At 65.1% G+C, this 18378-nt stretch carries 15 protein-coding genes; 11 read left to right on the top strand and 4 right to left on the bottom strand.

The annotated features are described in order from the left end of the window. Positions 1 to 56: 56 nt before the first annotated feature. Positions 57 to 1736 (bottom strand): GGDEF domain-containing protein, encoded by a 1680-nt coding sequence (locus ACT53M_RS17695; protein WP_476235059.1) that lies wholly within the window; start codon positions 1734 to 1736, stop codon positions 57 to 59. 120 nt (positions 1737 to 1856) lie between these two features. Here ACT53M_RS17695 and ACT53M_RS17690 point away from each other — a divergent pair, with 120 nt between their 5' ends. Together ACT53M_RS17690 and ACT53M_RS17685 are read left to right on the top strand one after the other, a co-directional pair. Then, positions 1857 to 3068, top strand: a complete 1212-nt coding sequence (locus ACT53M_RS17690) for a DUF418 domain-containing protein (RefSeq protein WP_476235057.1) — start codon at positions 1857 to 1859, stop codon at positions 3066 to 3068. Between the two features lie 197 nt (positions 3069 to 3265). Next, a complete protein-coding gene (locus tag ACT53M_RS17685; protein ID WP_476235055.1) occupies positions 3266 to 3589 on the top strand; it encodes a UrcA family protein in 324 nt (107 codons plus the stop codon). Positions 3590 to 3668: 79 nt separating this feature from the next. On the opposite strand, the gene clpA is transcribed toward ACT53M_RS17685, so the two are convergent. Together clpA and ACT53M_RS17675 are read right to left on the bottom strand one after the other, a co-directional pair. Continuing rightward, positions 3669 to 5984 (bottom strand): ATP-dependent Clp protease ATP-binding subunit ClpA, encoded by a 2316-nt coding sequence (gene clpA / locus ACT53M_RS17680; protein ID WP_476226828.1) that lies wholly within the window; start codon positions 5982 to 5984, stop codon positions 3669 to 3671. Between the two features lie 138 nt (positions 5985 to 6122). Next, positions 6123 to 6320: a DUF1192 domain-containing protein gene (locus tag ACT53M_RS17675; RefSeq protein WP_476235053.1), complete on the bottom strand. Its 198-nt coding sequence runs from the start codon at positions 6318 to 6320 to the stop codon at positions 6123 to 6125. Positions 6321 to 6398: 78 nt separating this feature from the next. Here ACT53M_RS17675 and ACT53M_RS17670 point away from each other — a divergent pair, with 78 nt between their 5' ends. After that, positions 6399 to 7421 (top strand): NAD(P)H-quinone oxidoreductase, encoded by a 1023-nt coding sequence (locus tag ACT53M_RS17670; protein WP_476235138.1) that lies wholly within the window; start codon positions 6399 to 6401, stop codon positions 7419 to 7421. Here the strand turns inward: ACT53M_RS17670 and ACT53M_RS17665 are convergent, their stop codons facing one another. Further along, positions 7422 to 7871 carry a hypothetical protein gene (locus ACT53M_RS17665; protein ID WP_476235052.1) on the bottom strand — a complete coding sequence of 150 codons (450 nt, stop codon included), beginning with the start codon at positions 7869 to 7871 and terminating at the stop codon, positions 7422 to 7424. A 100-nt stretch (positions 7872 to 7971) separates the two neighbouring features. On the opposite strand from ACT53M_RS17665, the gene ACT53M_RS17660 reads away from it, so the two are divergent. From ACT53M_RS17660 to ACT53M_RS17625, 8 genes are all read left to right on the top strand, one after another. After that, positions 7972 to 8550, top strand: a complete 579-nt coding sequence (locus tag ACT53M_RS17660; RefSeq protein WP_476235050.1) for a hypothetical protein — start codon at positions 7972 to 7974, stop codon at positions 8548 to 8550. A gap of 136 nt (positions 8551 to 8686) precedes the next feature. After that, positions 8687 to 9565, top strand: a complete 879-nt coding sequence (locus ACT53M_RS17655; RefSeq protein WP_476235048.1) for a UDP-2,3-diacylglucosamine diphosphatase — start codon at positions 8687 to 8689, stop codon at positions 9563 to 9565. A 23-nt stretch (positions 9566 to 9588) separates the two neighbouring features. Further along, positions 9589 to 10611 carry a glycosyltransferase family 4 protein gene (locus tag ACT53M_RS17650; protein ID WP_476235046.1) on the top strand — a complete coding sequence of 341 codons (1023 nt, stop codon included), beginning with the start codon at positions 9589 to 9591 and terminating at the stop codon, positions 10609 to 10611. 98 nt (positions 10612 to 10709) lie between these two features. Beyond that, positions 10710 to 11378, top strand: a complete 669-nt coding sequence (locus ACT53M_RS17645) for a DUF1013 domain-containing protein (RefSeq protein ID WP_476235045.1) — start codon at positions 10710 to 10712, stop codon at positions 11376 to 11378. A gap of 136 nt (positions 11379 to 11514) precedes the next feature. Further along, entirely contained in the window at positions 11515 to 12381 is an 867-nt protein-coding gene (locus ACT53M_RS17640) for a dienelactone hydrolase family protein (protein WP_476235044.1), read from the top strand. 80 nt (positions 12382 to 12461) lie between these two features. After that, positions 12462 to 13097, top strand: a complete 636-nt coding sequence (locus tag ACT53M_RS17635) for a glutathione S-transferase family protein (protein ID WP_476235043.1) — start codon at positions 12462 to 12464, stop codon at positions 13095 to 13097. A 48-nt stretch (positions 13098 to 13145) separates the two neighbouring features. After that, on the top strand, positions 13146 to 14759 hold the full coding sequence (locus ACT53M_RS17630) for a tetratricopeptide repeat-containing sulfotransferase family protein (protein ID WP_476235042.1): 1614 nt from the start codon (positions 13146 to 13148) through the stop codon (positions 14757 to 14759). A 214-nt stretch (positions 14760 to 14973) separates the two neighbouring features. Further along, positions 14974 to 17490: a TonB-dependent receptor gene (locus ACT53M_RS17625; RefSeq protein WP_476235041.1), complete on the top strand. Its 2517-nt coding sequence runs from the start codon at positions 14974 to 14976 to the stop codon at positions 17488 to 17490. The last annotated feature ends 888 nt before the right edge of the window (positions 17491 to 18378 follow it).

Genomic DNA, 18378 nt, shown 5'->3' with positions numbered 1-18378 from the left:
CCCTGGAGCGGAACATTATCGTTAACGTGCCGTTCCGGCAAGCGCACGGGCGCGAATCACGCCACGTCGCGCAGCCGCTGGCGGGCACGGTCGCGGCCGGCCGATTTGGCTTCGAACAAAGCAGCGTCGGCGCCGCGATACAGCGCCTTCCATTCGATGTCGCTGGTCAGCGGCCCCTGGCAGGTGCCGATGCTGGCCGTGACCTTCAGGTCGAAGGGCATGCGCATGCCGCGCAGTCGGCCGAGCAGCGCGTCGGGGTCGACGCGGGCATGGGCGTGGGCGAGGATGGCGAATTCCTCGCCCCCCATCCGCGCCACCAGCGCCGTATTGGGTACGGCGCTGCGCAGCATCCGCGCGAACAGGCGCAGCACTTCGTCGCCGCCGTCATGCCCCAGCGTGTCGTTGACGCGCTTGAAATGGTCGATATCGGCAATCAGCAACTGTTGCTCGCCCTTGCGCCCGATCGCCTGGTGCAGAAAGGCGCGGCGGTTGAGCAGGCCGGTCAGCGGGTCGGTATCGGCGAGGCGCCGGGCCACCACTTCGCGCATGAGCGCGTCGTCGCGCTCGTCGCGCAGGAACTTGATGCGGTGGGCCACCGCCATTGCGGAAAGCTGCGCTTCCACCATCATCGACAGGATGGTCGAATTGTCGAGCCAGAAGCTCCAGGGCAGGAAATGCAGCGCCGCCGCCACGCGGACCAGGCCCAGCAGGATCGGTGCGCTCCAGGCGATGCTGAACAGCCACAGGAAGTTTGAACGCCGCCGCCACGCTGCGACGATCATTGGCGCGACGATCGCGATCAGCCCGCCGATGCAAATGGTGTAGATAAGGTCGACCAGGCGCAGATCGACGGCGCCGAACGTGACCACCAGCGCGCCCGAGATGGGCACGATACCCGCCGCCAGCCGCGTCCCCCGGTCGAGCCAGGGCGTCATCACCCGTTCTTCGAAGAAGCTCCGCGTGAACAGCGCCGCTGCTCCGGCGGCGAGGCTCATGAACAGATAGTTGAGCCGCAGGCGGTCGTTATTGGCGATTTCCGGAAGAACCCAGGCCAGCGCGCCGCTGGCGCAGAAGGCATAGGCGAACATCGCCCCGAGCAGCGCGCAATAATGCAGCTGGAACCGGTGGCGCATCGCGCACCACAGCGCGAGATTATAGATGATCAGCGCCACGCTCATGCCGCCAAAGCTGGCGTAGAGCAGCGCCATCCAGAGATTGGCCCTGGCCACTTGTTCGGGCGTCGTCAGCCGCGCGTCCATCACAATGCCGCGGACATTGGCGGCACCCTCGACATGCCACAGGATGCGGACCAGCGGCGCATCGTGCATGGGCACCGGCAGCTCGGCAAAGGCGCCAAGCTGTATCCAGGGGGTGATGCCGCGCTCATCGGTCCGCCAGGTGCGGACCGCGCCATCGGCATAGAGCATCTGCACGGTCAGGTTGCTCTGCCACAGGCTGGCAAAGCGCAGCCGCAGCGGGTGCTGCCAGCTCGAACGCTGGCCGATCGGCGTGCTGATCGCCCAGAAATTGCCGGCACCCATGCGGTATTGCGGTGTGGTGCAGTCGAAGGCGGCGGGGCGGTGGATCAACTCGGCGGCAGATTGGCCCGTGTCGCGGACGATGCAGGTCGCGATCGATTGACCCGCCACACCCGCTTGGGCATGTGCCGACGGCGCGCAGAACAGGGCAATGCCCAGCGCGAGGTGGAACAACCGACGAAACCAAACGATACCCATCGGGAATGTCGCTACGCCTTGATGACGAACAAGACGTAAATGGCTTTCACAGCGGAGAATTTTTCGCGTTTGGATTGAATCTCCCAGGGGCGGAGAGCGGTGGATGGAACAAGGATTGTAATGGCCGCCAGTGCGAATCTGCCCCAGGGACAGGCTAATCGTCTCGAAGTTGTCGACGTGCTGCGCGGTTTTGCGCTGATGGCGCTTTTTCTGGTGCATATCATCGAGAGCTACGAACTCTTCTGGGTGCATGAAAAACCCGGGATTATCACCGAAGTCGTCTTCTCGCTCTTCATGGGAAAAAGCTTCTCGCTGCTGGCTTTATGCTTTGGATTCAGCTTCTTCATCCTGATGGATCGGGCGGCTGCGCGCGGTGTGGATTTTACGGCCAGGTTCGCGTGGCGGTTGCTGATTCTGGAAGTCATCGGCTTCCTGCATGCGCTCATCTATCGCGGCGACATCATGCAGACGCTGGCGGCGATGGGATTCGTGCTGCTGCTGCTCCACCGGATTCGCGACAATCGCGTGCTGCTGGCGGGCGCGGTCTTCTGTTTCCTGGGGCCGTCGCTGATCGTGCAGATGGTTGCGGCGGCGTCCGGTGCGGCCTGGGCGAACGGGCCGGCGCAGTCTTCGGTCGATCCGGGGATGCCGATCTATCTGGGCGGTACCTGGTGGGAGGCGCTGCGCGTCAATCTCTGGGCGGGCCAATTGCCCAAATACTGGTTTTTCCTGGAATATGGCCGGCTCGTGCAGATACTCGGCCTGTATCTGCTGGGCATGGTGCTGGGGCGCACCGGCTTCTTCGCCGATCTGCCGCGCAGCCGCCCCTGGCGCGGCTATGCGATGGCGGGGGCGGCGGTGCTGGCGCTGGGTCTCTATTGGGGGCGTGAGCCGTTGCGGCTGGCTTATGCCGCGCTCGGCACCGGCGCCGCGTCGCAGCGCGCCTTCTGGGCGCTGATGAACATGTGGCTCGATCTGGCGGGAACGGCCTTTTGGGGGCTGTTGCTGATCGCGTTATTCGAGGGGCGCGGCCGCTGGCTGGTCCATCCGCTCGCCGCGCCGGGGCGGCTGACGCTTACCTTCTACATCGCCCAGTCAGTGGTGTTCGTGCCGCTTTTCTATGGCTTCGGGCTCGGGCTCTACAACCAGTGGGATGCGACGACCCGGCTATGGGTGGGGCTGGGGGCGATCGCGTTCCAGATTTTGGCGGCAAATCTTTGGCTGCGGCACTTCTATTACGGGCCGATCGAATGGGTGTGGCGGTCGCTTACCTATCTTCGCCGCGACATCCCCTTCCGCCGCAAGCCCCAGCCGGTGCCCGCTGCCGCGTGACACCCGGCAATCTTGCACCCGTAGATGTTGTTGCGGCGCAACAAAATAATAATCGTGCGCGAGACTGTCATTTTCGCGCCCGCCAGCTGTAATCGATCGATCATTACCCTGCCGCGTCCTCGAACTAGAGGCGCTGTCGAACCGGCAAAGACCGGACGCGACGACGGTCGCACCCCATGTTCGGCAGGAGTATTACCATGAAGCGTTCGATTTTGATTGCCGCCGCTCTTGTTTCGATTGCGGCTGTACCCGCCCGCGCGCAGGATGGCGACACGGCACCGACCGTGCATGTTCGCTACAATCCCGGCGATCTTCTGGACAAGGCTGGCCGCGAGGCGTTTCACCGCCGGGTGATGCATGCGGTCACCCAGATGTGCCGCTTTGACGACAATGGCGCGCTGGTGCCGTCGGGGCAGGAAATGGCGTGCCGCCAGGTCGCGGTGCGCAACGCCCGCCAGCAGGTGGAACTGGCAGTATCGATGGCGACCCGCGACCGTCAGCTCGCCAGCGCGAACCGCTGATTCTTCGGCCCCGGTCGACAAGAAAACGGCCCCGGGGAGGCGATCCCCGGGGCCGTTTCCGTTTCCGCTGCCTTCCGGCTCAGGCCTTGGCGGCCTCGGCCTTCTTGCCCTTTTTCGGCTTGGGCGCGGCGGGCGTGATTTCGAAGGCCAGCGCATTGTCCTTCAGCTTCACGCTCACCTCGCCGCCATGGACGAGCTTGCCGAACAGCAGTTCCTCGGCCAGCGGCTGCTTGATCTTCTCCTGGATCAGGCGACCCATCGGCCGCGCGCCATAGAGCTTGTCATAGCCGCGGTCGGTCAGCCACTGGCGCGCCTCGTCGTCGAGCTGGATGTGGACGCCGCGATCCGACAGCTGCAGTTCGAGCTGCAGGATGAACTTGTCGACCACGCGGGCAACCACTTCCGGCGGCAGATAGCCGAACGGCACGATCGCATCGAGGCGGTTGCGGAATTCGGGGGTGAAGAGGTTCTTCACCGCTTCCTCCTGCACGTCCTCACGGCTGATATTGCCGAAGCCGACGCTTTCCTTCGCCATGTCCGACGCACCGGCATTGGTGGTCATGATCAGGATGGTGTTGCGGAAATCGACGGTCTTGCCGTGGTGGTCGGTCAGCTTGCCGTTGTCCATCACCTGCAACAGGATGTTGAACAGGTCCGGATGCGCCTTCTCGATTTCGTCGAGCAACAGCACCGAATGCGGATTCTGGTCGACCGCGTCGGTGAGCAGGCCGCCCTGATCATAGCCGACATAGCCCGGAGGGGCGCCGATCAGCCGGCTGACCGAGTGGCGCTCCATATATTCGGACATGTCGAAACGCTGGAGCGGAATGCCGAGCAGGTTGGCAAGCTGCTTCGCCACCTCGGTCTTGCCCACGCCGGTCGGGCCGGAGAACAGATAGTTGCCGATCGGCTTGTCGGGATCGCGCAGACCGGCACGGCTCAGCTTGATCGCCGAGCTGAGCACTTCGATCGCCTTGTCCTGCCCGAACACGACGCGCTTCAGATCCTGCTCGATATTGGCGAGCACGCGGGTGTCGTCCGACGAGACGGTCTTGGCCGGAATGCGCGCCATGGTCGCGATGACCTGCTCGATCTCCTTCGGCGTGATGACCTTCTTGCGCTTGGACGGCGGCACCAGCATCTGCATCGCGCCGACTTCGTCGATCACGTCGATCGCCTTGTCGGGCAGCTTGCGGTCGTTGATGTAGCGCGCCGACAGCTCCACCGCCGACTTGATCGCGTCGGGCGTGTACTTCACCGAATGGTGCTGCTCGAACGCCGAGCGCAGGCCGGCCAGGATCTTCACCGTATCCTCGACCGAGGGCTCGTTGACGTCGATCTTCTGGAAACGGCGCAGCAGCGCGCGGTCCTTCTCGAAATGGTTGCGGAATTCCTTGTAGGTGGTCGATCCGATGCAGCGGATCGTGCCACCCGACAGCGCCGGCTTGAGCAGGTTGGAGGCATCCATCGCGCCGCCGCTGGTGGCACCGGCGCCGATCACGGTGTGGATCTCGTCGATGAACAGCACCGCATGCGGCATCTTTTCGAGTTCGGAGACGACCTGCTTCAGCCGCTCCTCGAAATCGCCGCGATAGCGGGTGCCGGCGAGCAGCGCGCCCATGTCGAGCGAGTAGATCACCGCATCCTTCAGCACCTCGGGCACTTCGCCCTCGATGATCTTGCGGGCCAGACCCTCGGCGATGGCGGTCTTGCCGACGCCGGGGTCGCCCACATAGAGCGGGTTGTTCTTGCTGCGCCGGCACAGGATCTGGACGGTGCGGTCGACCTCGGCCGCGCGGCCGATCAGCGGATCGACCTTGCCGATCTTCGCCTTCTCGTTGAGGTCGACGGTGAATTGCTTGAGCGCGCTCTCACCCTTGCCCGTCTTCGCCTCCTGTTTGCTCGCCTTGTCCTCCTCGGCACCCTTGGGCGGTGTCGCTTCGGTCGGCGTGGTGCCGCCCTTGCCGACGCCGTGGCTGATGAAGCTGACGGCATCGAGGCGGCTCATATCCTGCTGCTGCAGGAAATAGACCGCATAGCTCTCGCGTTCGCTGAACAGCGCGACCAGCACATTCGCGCCGGTCACTTCGTCGCGGCCCGAGGACTGGACGTGCAGGATCGCGCGCTGGACGACGCGCTGGAACCCGCTGGTTGGGGAAGGATCGGTGGCATTGTCCACCTTCAGCGCTTCCAGCTCGGTATCGAGATAGTGCGCGACGGTATTCTTCAATTCGCCCAGGTCCACCCCGCACGCGCTCATCACTTTCGACGCATGTTCATCGTCGACCAGCGCGAGCAGCAGATGCTCGAGCGTCGCATATTCGTGCCGGCGCGAGGACGCAGCCTCGAGCGCCTTGTGGAGGGTGGCTTCGAGAGCGGAGGCGAAACTAGGCATTCGGATACAACTCCAGTCGGGCCTTTGGGATGCCAGGCCCTTGGTCCCTTATGTCGGGAGGGCAGGGCGCCGCATCAAGCGCCATGGCCCCGCACCGGAACTTCGTGGCGTATCGCCCCTGGTCCGGTGCCGTGACGCTCATCTCTTAAATAGAGCGTCGGCGCTTGCGCGGTGCTGAACGGCCCGCTGAATCTTTTCGCGGCACCTGGAAATCTCGTTTTCCAGCAACTGGATGCGCGCCTGTAATTCCTCGACCGAAAAGGGATCGAGATCCTGGCGCCCGAGCTGGGCGGCGAGGTCGTCGGTGCGACGCGGCAGATTTTCGTCGGCGTCCATGGGACGAAACGTTGACCGGGGGCGGACCGATGTCAATAAGGCCACGGAGTTCTCCTGAGGCCGAAAAGCGATAATATGATGGTCGCACCCGAAAAGATGTTGGCAATTGACCCGCAAGTACCCGGCGGTCCCGAAGTGCTGGTGCCGGTCGAACGCGCGGTGCCGCAGCCCGGTGCGGGTGAAGTGCTGATTCGAGTCGCTGCCGCCGGGGTCAACCGGCCGGAAGTGCTGCAGCGAAAGGGCAGCTATCCGCCGCCACCGGGCGCACCCTCTATTCTTGGGATGGAGCTTTCCGGAACCATCATCGCCACCGGCGAGGGTGTTTCGCGCGAGATGCTGGGCCAGCCGGTATGCGCGCTCGTCGCGGGCGGCGCCTATGCCGAATATGCCGTCGCACCCGCCGGCCAGTGTCTGCCGGTGCCGCCGGCGCTGAGCATGGTCGAGGCCGCCGCGCTCCCCGAAACGCTGTTCACCGTGTGGAGCAACCTGTTCGAGCGCGCCTATGCGGCGGACGGCGACAGCGTGCTGGTCCATGGCGGCACCAGCGGCATCGGCACCATGGCGATCGCGCTGGGCAAGCTGTTCGGGCTGACCGTCGTTGTTACCGCGGGTTCCGACGCCAAATGCGAAGCGGCGCGCGCGCTGGGTGCCGATCTGGCGATCAACTACAAGACGCAGGATTTCGTCGCCGAAGTGAAGGCCTTTACCGGCGGTACTGGCGTTGATGTGGTGCTCGACATGGTCGGCGGCGATTATGTGCCGCGCAACCTGCAATGCCTGGCCGAGGACGGCCGCCACGTATCTATCGCAGTGCAGGGCGGGGCCAGCGCGACGGTGCCGCTGTTCGACATCATGCGCCGCCGCCTGACGCTGACCGGATCGACGCTGCGGCCGCGCCCGGTGCAGTTCAAGACGTTGCTGGCCGACGAGATTCACCGCAATGTCTGGCCGCTGGTGGCGGAAGGGCAGTTGAAGCCGGTGATCGACGCCACCTATCCGCTGGCACAGGCTGCAGACGCACATCGCCGCATGGAAGCCGGCGAGCATGTCGGCAAGATCGTGCTGACGATCGGCGACATGGGGGCCGTCGACGCGGGCTGATCAGGCTGCGGCTGAGGCCTCCGCTTCCGCCCGTGCGGCTGCGGCCGCCTCGCGCACCATCGGGAAGACGATGCTGCGCTGATATTCGACATAGCGCTCCTGAACGCGCAGCAACTGGCGCAGCACCATGCGATATTCGCGCGGGTCGGCGGCGACGGCGGCACGCGTCCAACGCTGGTAATGCGCCATGGCCACCTGCCGGTTGCGCAGATCCTCCTCGGTGCAGCGGCGCGCCATGGCGCGGTGCGCCGGATGGGCGCTGGCGCGCAGCGGCTCCAGCACAACCTGCTGTTTCAGCGCGAAATACTGGTTGAAGGTCTGGCTCAGCTGCTGGCGCGCCTGGGCAAGCTTCTCGCCATCCGGGCGGCCATCGGCAAGCGCGATGATCGCGCGATGCGATTCCAGGATAATGCGTTGATATTCAGCGAGCTGCGTGAGAGACATGAGCATCCTTTCTCCCTCATTGTAGAACATTCTCGGGATGAGTTGGGATTTGGGATGTTTGCAGATAGTGTAGTGGCCGGTTTTCTGTCGGGGGATAACGGAAATCATGTTGCGAAACCTGCTTGCGGGGGCGTTGATCGCCGCCCTGCCGATCATTTTGCTGCTTTCGGATCGGGACTGGGTGTTGAGCGACCAGCATCGTGCGGTTGCGTTCGTATCCGAAATTCCGGCCAATGCGTCGGGCATGCTGATCTCCCACCTCGACTCGGTGATCGACTGGCAGGGCGTGCATGTCGTGCGCGAGCCGACCAAGGCAGAGACGCTGTACTGGCTGCTGGTCGCTGCCGGGCGGGCGCCGCCGGTGGTTCCGGTCGGCCGCGAGGAACGGCCGCGCTATGGCTATTCGATCCAGGAATTCAGCTTTCTCGGCATGCCATTCGGCTGGCGCAGCGAATTCGGCTTCGTGCTCTACAAGCAGAATCGCTGGCAACTGATCGAAGCACCGCTCAATGAGGCAGGCGCGGCGATGCTCCAGCGCGAGGCGGGGCGCGACCTGGGGCAGGGCGTCATCTTCCCCTTCTGGGCACATGCCTGGGGCTGGCTGTACGTGGCGGCGCTGGCGTTATGGGGATGGCTGCGGCACCGCTGGGTGCAGGAACGGCGCGCCGCCGAAGGCATCATTTGACGATCGTGGGAGGGATATAGTTGCTGTTCGGCGGCGTGACTGTGACAGTCTGGTGAAATTCAAACGATTCGAAATGTAACAATGCCGCGCCATAGGCGAGTCTCTGGTAAGCACAGCGATCCACGGGAACTTGGCAATGGCCACGATCACCAGGCTTTCGTTCGACGTCGCCGGTCTGGCGGACTTTCACGAATCGACTCCGGCCATTCCGGAACGCGCGATTACCCAGCGGCGGAAATATCGGGCGATCTGGATTTCGGACGTCCATCTCGGCACGCGGGGCTGCAATGCCGAGATGCTGATCGACTTTCTCGACCATGTCGACAGCGACACCATGTATCTGGTGGGCGACATTATCGACGGCTGGGCGATGAAGAAGCGCTTCTACTGGCCGGCGACGCACAACGACATCGTCTGGCGTGTGCTGAAGCGCGCCAAGCGCGGCACCCAGATCATCTACATCCCCGGCAACCATGACGAGATGTTCCGCCAGTTCACCGGGCTGGATTTCGGCGGCGTGAAGATCAAGCGTCAGGCGATCCACACCACGGCCGATGGCCGCCGCCTGCTGGTGCTGCACGGCGACGAATTCGACGCGATCACCATGTCGCACCGCTGGCTCGCCCATCTGGGGGACGCGGCCTATGAAATGATGATGGCGCTCAACCGCTGGCTCAACATGGTGCGGCGCTGGATGGGCCTGCCCTACTGGTCGCTAAGCAAATACGCCAAGCAGAAGGTGAAGAACGCCGTGTCGTTCATCTCGAAGTTCGAAGAGATCGTCGCGCGCGAAGCCGGCACCCGCGGTGTCGACGGCGTCATTGCCGGGCATATCCACAAGGCAGAGATCCGCGCGATCGAAGGCGTCGCTTATTATAACGACGGCGATTGGGTTGAGGGTTGCACCGCGCTGGTGGAGCATTACGACGGTACCATGGAAATTCTCCACTGGGCCGAGGAAATGGCGGCGCGCGAAGCGGGCCGGGAGTCCGAGGTCAGACTGGCGGCGGCGTGACGGCAGCGACGGAGGTCGAACCCGTGCGTATCGCCATTGTAACCGATGCCTGGGAACCCCAGGTCAACGGCGTCGTCCGCACGCTCCAGTCGGTGCGGCGTGTGCTGGAAAGCCAGGGCCATCAGGTGATGGTCGTCTCGCCCGACCGCTTCTATTCGCTGCCCTGCCCCACCTATCCCGAAATCCGGCTGGCGATCACCAGTGTCGCGGCGGTGGGAACGATGCTCGAGGAATTCGGGCCCAACGCCATCCATCTGGCGACCGAGGGGCCGCTATGCGTTGCCGCCCGGCGCTGGTGCCTGCGCCAGAAACGGCCCTTCACCACAGCCTATCACACCCAGTTCCCCGATTATGTCTCGGCGCGTTCGGGCGTGCCGGCGGAATGGATCTGGCGCTATATCCGCTGGTTCCACACGCCCAGCTCGGCAATCCTCGCTTCGACCGCGTCGATCCGCCAGTCGCTGATCGACCATGGGCTGAAGCAGGTGCGCCACTGGGGGCGTGGCGTCGATCTCGCCAATTTCCACCCCGGCCTGGCCCCGCATCCGCGCATGGCGGACCTGCCCGGCCCGGTGCAGCTCTATGTCGGCCGCGTCGCGATCGAGAAGAATCTAGAGGCGTTCCTGCAGAGCAGTCATCCCGGCAGCAAGGTGGTGGTGGGCGACGGGCCGGCGCGGTCGATGCTCGAGGCGCGCTATCCCGAGGCGCATTTCCTGGGTGCGATGTTCGGCGCCGAGCTCGCCTCCGCCTATAACGCCGCCGATGTTTTCGTCTTCCCCAGCCGCACCGACACGTTCGGGCTGGTGATGATCGAAGCGATGGCGTGCGGCGTGCCGGTCGCCGCCTACCCGGTCACCGGCCCTATCGACGTGCTGACCCCCGAAGTCGGCGCAATGGGCGACGACCTGACCGCCAGCATCGCCGAGGCGCTGACCCGCGATCCCGCCGCCTGCGCCGCCTATGGCCGCAGCTTCACCTGGGAGGCGAGCGCCCGCCAGTTCCTGAATGCGCTGGTGCCGATGGGGGGCGAACGCGCGGCCGCCTGAGAAAAGCTTGCCCCGGAGCGCAACCTACCCTAAATCAGCTCCATGGTGGCCGCCCGTGATGGGCGGCCCTTATTGTTTCAAGTTCCGGAGATTTCACCGTGGCCCAGCCGCTGATGCCGCATGCGACCGCTTCCTGGCTGGTCGACAACACATCGCTCTCCTTCGAGCAGATCGCCGAATTCTGCGGGCTCCACATTCTCGAAGTGCAGGCGATTGCCGACGACATGGCCGCCACCAAGCTCACCGGCCGCGACCCCGTGCGCGCGCATGAGCTGACGATGGACGAGATCGAAAAGGGCCAGAAGGACCCCAATTACGTCCTGAAGATGCAGAAGGGCCCCGAGCAGGTCCGCCGCACCAAGGGCCCGCGCTACACGCCGGTGTCGAAGCGCCAGGACAAGCCGGACGGCATCGCCTGGATCCTGCGCAACCACCCCGAAGTGTCGGACGGCGCGATCGGCAAGCTGATAGGTACCACCCGCACCACCATCGCCGCTATCCGCGACCGCACCCACTGGAACATCGGCAACATTGTGCCGAAGGATCCGGTGACGCTGGGCCTGTGCTCGCAGCGCGAACTCGACGCGCTCGTCGCCAAGGCGGCCAAGGCGGCGGGCATCGAGGCGCCGACCGACACCCGCCTGGAAGGCGACCGCGAGGCCCTGATCGAACAGCTCCGCGCCGAGCGCGAAGCGGCTGCGCACGGGCATGAACATCACCCCGATACGCACGCCGAACCGACGGCGGAGAGCCTGTTCAAGCATTGATCGCGCCTGACGGCCGATGAAGACGGGCTCCGGCGGATGCGCCGGGGCCCGTTTTGCTTTTCGGTAAGGATCGGGCGGCGTATCAAGGGCTTGGGTGCCGATGGATCGGTGGCACACCGCGAGGAGGAGGATCGCCATGTGTGACGAACATACCGCCGCCGAGAATGACCGCGCGCTCGGCACGCTGACGCGCCGGGGCTTCACCGCTGGCGCCGCCGCTGCCGGCGTCGCCGCGATCCTGCCCGCGCCGGCCAACGCCGCCGCAGTGAAGGGCCGCGACGTGACGATCGCGACCGCCGACGGCACCGCCGATGCCTATTTTGTCGCCCCCGCCAGCGGCCGGTATCCGGCCGTGCTCGTGTGGCCGGACATCATGGGTGCGCGCCCCGCCTTCCGGCAGATGGCCGACCGGCTGGCCCAGTCCGGCTATGCGGTGCTGACGGTCAACCAGTTCTACCGCTCGACCCGCGCCCCGTTCCTCCAGCCGGGGGAATCGTTCGACCAGCCCGAGGTGCGCGCGAAGATCATGCCCTGGCTGAAGCCGCTGACGCCCGCCGCGGTCACGGCCGATGCGCGGACCTTCGCCGCCTTTCTCGACGCGCAACCGGAAGTGGATGGCAAGCGCGGCATGGGTACCACCGGCTATTGCATGGGCGGGCCGTTCGTGTTCCGCACCGCCGCCGCGCTCCCGGATCGCATCCGCGCCGGCGGCAGCTTCCACGGCGCGCCGCTGGTGACGGCGGCGGAGGACAGCCCGCACCGGCTGGTGCCGCAGATGCACGGCCGCTACCTGCTCGCCATCGCCGAAAATGACGACGCCCGCGCGCCGGGCGACAAGGACGCGCTGCGCACGGCCTTTGCGGCAGCGAAGGTGCCGGCGGAAATCGAAGTCTATGCTGGCACGATGCACGGCTGGTGCCCGCCGGACAGCCGCGTCTACAATCCCGCCCAGGCCGACCGCGCCTGGGGGCGGCTGCTCGCGCTGTTCGCTGCCGCGCTGTAGCGAATCGGATTGACCTCCGACGGCCCCCATGTTCTCTTAATGTTCCCGGCACGGCGAGTCGGGCAACAGGGAGACCGGCCATGGCAGAGGAACTGATTTTCTATACAAACCCGCAATCGCGCGGGCGGATCGCGCGGTGGATGCTCGAGGAAGTGGGCGCGACGTATCGCGTCGAGGTGCTCGACTATGCCTCGACGATGAAGGGCGAGGCCTATCGCGCGATCAACCCGATGGGTAAGGTGCCCGCGATTGTCCATGGTGGCCGCGTCGTCACCGAATGCGCGGCGATCTGCGCCTATCTGGCCGATGCCTTTCCCGAAGCCGGGCTCGCGCCGCGCCCGCAAGAGCGCGCCGATTATTATCGCTGGCTGTTCTTCGCCGCCGGGCCGGTGGAGCAGGCGGCGACCAACCATGCCGCGCAGTTCGTGAGTGCCGAGGACAAGAGCCGGATGTTCGGCTATGGCAGCTATGATCTGGTGGTCGATGTGCTCGACGAACTGCTGTCGTCGCGTCCCTATGCCACCGGCGATCGCTTCACCGCCGCCGATGTCTATCTCGGCTCGCAGATCGGCTGGACGACGCTGTTCGGCATGTTGCCCAAGCGCGATTCCTTCATGGCCTATATCGAGCGGGTGCAGGCGCGCGAGGCCTATCGGCGCGGCTGGCAGATGGACGACGATCTGGTGGCGGAACAGGCGGCTGCACAGCCCGCTTGATCCCGGCGCCCCGCTCGCCGATGCTGGCGCGGTGAGCGGGGAACACGCATGACGAAGGCGCAGGGCGCACGCAGCTGGCTGGCGACGGCCGGACGCTATCATCCGCGGCTGATCGAAGCCGCGATGGCAATGAACGACAACCGGCTGGAACTGGCCGAGCCGCTGCTGCGCCAGCATCTGAAGGAAGATCCGTTCGACGTGCCGGCGATCCGCATGTTCGCGGAGCTGGCGGGGCGGATCGGCCGCTATCGCGATGCCGAATCGCTGCTGCGCCGTGCGGTGGAACTGGCGCCCGGCTTCACCCCGGCGCGCGCCAATCTGGCGCTGGTGCTCTACCGCCTCAACCGGCCGACCGAGGCGTTGGCCGAACTGGCGCTGGTGACGGCGGAGGAGCCGGACAATCCCGGCCACGCCAATCTGGAGGCAGCGGCCAAGGCGCGGCTCGGCGATTTCGATGCGGCGATCGCGCTCTATGAGCGCGTGCTCGAACAGGCGCCGAAACAGTCGCGGGTGTGGATGAGCTATGGCCATATGCTGCGCACCGTCGGGCGCCAGGCCGATGGCATCGCCGCCTATCGCAAGGCGATTGCGTTGACGCCGGCGCTGGGCGAGGCATGGTGGAGCCTCGCCAATCTGAAGACGGTGCGGTTCGACGATGCCGATGTCGCCGCGATGCAGGCGGCGCTGGCCGGGGGCAATCTGGCCGAGGAGGACCGGTTCCACCTCGATTTCGCGCTGGGCAAGGCGCTGGAGGATCGCGGCGAGGCGGCGGCGGCGTTCGCACATTATGCCGCAGGCAATGCCCTGCGCCGGCAGCAGCTTCGCTACGACCCGCAAGAAACCCGCGCGCTGGTCGATGCGCAGATCGCGACGCTGACGCCCGGGCTGCTCGCCGCGCGTGCGGGGCGCGGGTTCGACGCGCCCGACCCCATTTTCGTGGTCGGCATGCCGCGCGCCGGATCGACGCTGATCGAGCAGATATTGTCGAGCCACAGCCTGGTCGAAGGCACGATGGAACTGCCCGACCTGCCGCTGCTCGCGCGCGGCATTCCCGACTATCCTGCGGGCATGGCGGCGGTGGCGCCCGAACGGTTGCACGCGCTGGGCGAGGCCTATCTCAAGCGCACGCGCGTCCAGCGCCGCACCGACCGGCCCTATTTCATCGACAAGCTGCCGAACAACTGGCTGCACGTGCCGCTGATCCTGCTGGCACTGCCCAACGCGCGGATCATCGATGCGCGGCGCCATCCGCTGGGCTGCTGTTTCTCCAACTTCAAGCAGCATTTCGCGCGCGGCCAGGCGTTCAGCTACGGGCTGGAGGATATGGGCCGCTATTACCGCGATTATGTGCGGTTGATGGCGCATGTCGACGCGGTGGCGCCGGGTCGCGTCCACCGCGTCTTCTACGAGGCGATGGTCGGCGACACCGAAACGCAGGTCCGCGCCCTGCTGGCGGGATGCGGTCTGGCGTTCGAGCCGGCGTGCCTCGCTTTCTACAATACCGAACGCGCCGTGCGCACCGCCAGTTCGGAACAGGTGCGCCAGCCGATCTTTCGCGAGGGGATGACGGCGTGGAAGCCGTATCAGCCGTGGCTCGGCCCGCTGGAGGAGGCGCTGGGGCCGGTGCTTACGCACTATCCGGAAATTCCAACCGGGCTGTGACGGAAACGCCTGTCGGTCACTAAAGCTCAGCTTTACGGCAATTTAGTTGCACTTTTGTCACAGGAGGAAAACAATCCGCGACGGTTGCAAGTCGCGCCGGTTGCGCCCGCTTGACGAAGCGGGGCCAGCCAAGGACGCTGCGGCGCAACATCGGTTGGGGGATATCATGCGCTTGCCTCGCCATCCTGTACGTTCGCTTTTCCTTGCTTCCTCGATGCTTGCCGGCGCCCCGGCACTCGCGCAGACCGCCGCCCCGCCGCCCGCCGATACCGGCCAGAGCGACAACCCCACCGAAATCGTCGTCACCGCGCAGAAGCGCAGCGAGAGCATCCAGAGCGTGCCGATCAGCATCCAGGCGCTGGGCACCCAGAAGCTCGACGAGCTGAACATCTCCAACTTCGCTGACTATGCGCAGCAGCTTCCCTCGGTGGCGTTCCAGGCGCTGGGCGGCACGCCCGGCACCAACGTCGTCTATATGCGCGGTGTCGCCTCGGGCGGCGACGGCAACCATTCGGGCTCGCTGCCGTCGGTCGGCGTGTATCTGGACGAACAGCCGGTCACGACGATCGGCGGCAATCTGGACGTCCATGTCTATGACATCGCCCGCATCGAGAGCCTGTCGGGGCCGCAGGGCACGCTCTATGGCGCCTCGTCCGAAGCCGGCACCATCCGCATCATCACCAACAAGCCCGATACCAAGGGGCTGTACGGCCGCGTCGACAGCGAAGTGAACACGGTCGATCATGGCGGCGTCGGCGGCAAGCTTGAAGGCATGCTCAACGTGCCGATCAGCAACATGGCGGCGCTGCGCGTCGTCGGCTTCTACGAACATGATGCCGGCTATATCGACAATGTGCCCGGCTGCCGCAGCTTCCTGCCCGAGACGACCTCGAACGCCTGCAAGGCAACCAATGGCGGCATTGCGGTCAACAACCAGGCGTTCGTCAAGAACAACTATAACGACACCGACATCTGGGGCGGCCGCGCCGCGCTGAAGGTCGATCTCAACGACAGTTGGACGGTGACGCCGGGCGTCATTTATCAGGAGACGCGCAGCCACGGTTCCTATGGCTATGATCCCAAGGTCGGCGACCTTGAGGTCCAGCATTTCTTCCCCGAATATCGCCGCGACCGCTTCATCCAGGCCGCGCTGACAGTCGAGGGCAAGCTGGGCAACTGGGATCTCACCTATGCCGGCGCCTATCTCGACCGGCGCGATACCCAGTCGAGCGATTATACCGATTATGCCGAGGCCTATGACTCGCTTTATTCCTCGGCGGGCGGCATTGCCGGTTATTTCTATTTCAAGGACAATGCCGGCAACACCATCGATCCGCGCCAGCGCATCGTCGCGACCGATCATTTCAAGAAGACCAGCCAGGAACTGCGCGTCGCTTCGCCGCAGGACGAACGGCTGCGGCTGGTGGCGGGCCTGTTCTACCAATATCAGTCGAACGACATCCATCAGGATTATCAGGTGCCGGGGCTGGCGGATGCGCTCAGCGTCAACGGCCATCCCGGTACGCTGTGGCTCACCCAGCAGCACCGCATCGACCGCGACTATGCCGCGTTCGGCGAAGTCAGCTATGATCTGACGCCGACACTGACTGCCACGGCGGGCGGCCGCGCCTATATCTACGACAACACGTTGATAGGCTTTTTCGGCTTCGGGCGGAATCCTGGCAACGGCTTTACCGATACGCCGTATAACGCCGCCGGAAGCTCGAAGACCGGCGTGGCGCAGTGTTTCACCACCAGCGGTCAGCGGCTGCGCGATGCGCTTGCGACGGGCGGCAGCACCACGCTGCTGCCGGCGGCAGTGCCAGGCGGGCCCTGCACCAATCTGGGCGTCTATGCGGTCGGCGGCGGGATCCAGCCGGTCGAGGCATCGGGGCAGGGCGGCACCTATCGCTTCAACCTCAGCTGGAAGCCGGTGAAGGGCATCATGGCCTATGGCACCGTCTCGCGCGGCTTTCGCCCGGGCGGCATCAACCGCCGCGTCGACGTGAAGCCCTATGGCGCCGACTTCCTCACCAATTACGAACTGGGCGTGAAGACGACCTGGCTGGGCGGCGCCCTGCGCGTCAATGCGGCCGTCTATCAGCAGGATTGGGACAAGTTCCAGTTCGCCTTCCTCGGCGCGAACAGCTTCACCGAGATTCATAACGGCCCCAACGCCCGCATCCGCGGCGTGGAAGGCGACATCGCCTATAGCTCGGGCGGGCTCTCGCTGAACGCGTCGGGTTCGTACACCGACGCGAAGACGCGGCAGAATCTGTGTCTGGCCGACGATCCGATCTATACGTGTAGCGGCAGCGGCAACCTCGTCTCGGCGCCTGCGGGCACCCGCCTGCCGATCACGCCGCAATTCAAGGTGAGCGGCACGGCGCGCTACACGGTGCCGGTTGGGGCGAACAAGGCCTTCGGCCAGTTCACCGTCGCGCACCAGAGCTCGGCCTCGTCAGACATCCGCACGGCCATTTTCCAGACGGGTACCGGCGCGATCATCAACCCGGCGGCGCAGCTCGGCCGGCTGGAGGCGTTCACCACGCTCGGCGCATCGGCAGGCATGGAGTTCCAGCGGTTCAATGTCGAACTGTTCGTGAGCAACCTCACCGACGAACGCGGCCAGCTTTCGCGCTTCCAGGAATGCGGCTCGTGCGGCCAGCGGCCGTACATCGTGCCGATCACGCCGCGAACCTTCGGCATCCGCGCGGGGGCGAAGTTCTAGGCACTCACGCCGTATCTTCCAGATGTCTCCGTTTAACGGAGCGCAATCGGCTCTCTATCGCTCCCCTCCCTGAAAAGGGAGGGGCCGGGGGTGGGTGTGCGCGTCTGCGCGCTTCCAAAGACTCTTTCCTTTAACCGTGCGTGCCGCCTGACGGCAGTGGGCGTAGCCGGCACGGGGGTGAAGGGCGGTGACCATGCCCCTCGTCACGAGGGTGTCGCTCGGGCTATCGCCCTCGCACCCACCCCCGACCCCTCCCTGCTATGCAGGGAGGGGAGCGAACGAGCCAGTTGCGACCGTCGCCTCGGCTTGAAATTGCGCCTTTGTTTACTATTTGTTCCCGGTGTCCGCGATCGCGGGCGCCGCTCTTTGAACCGTTCTGATACCAGGCAGCAGGGATGCGACCTATCCCCCCACCGCCCTGCCGGTGCACGCTGGCATCTCCGGCAGTAGCGCTGCTCCGGTAGCGCCTGGCCGCATGGAGACCGGGAGCAATCGTATAGGAGCGGGCGGGAAAACAGCGCCGCAAAAACCGCCGTCCTTCCCGCGAAGGCAGGAATCCATTGTCCTCAGCGCCGGGGGAACGAGCCACCCTTTTAGCGTCGATCGATCCCCGCCTTCGCGGCGATGACAAAGGTGCTTCGCAATTCGATAGCGCGCCGGAAGCTAGGAGCGCTTACGGGGGTGACGATGAGCGGAAGTGGCGTGATTGATTGCGAATAAGCAACTGAAATAAAACGTTAAACATTGGATGGTGGCCGCTTTTTCGACTTCGCCCGACCGCTCCGGAAAACTGGGTCCGGGCCTAAACTTCCTAGGCCGTAGACTCATAAGCCCTGAGCCACAGCCGCATTGAGGCAAGCTGGACCATTGCAAGGAAGTTGGCCGCGA

It is taken from the genome of Sphingomonas sp. DMC6, assembly GCF_056314225.1.
The sequence above is the reverse complement of the archived record's forward strand: the minus strand, read 5'-3'. Positions and strand labels throughout refer to the sequence as shown.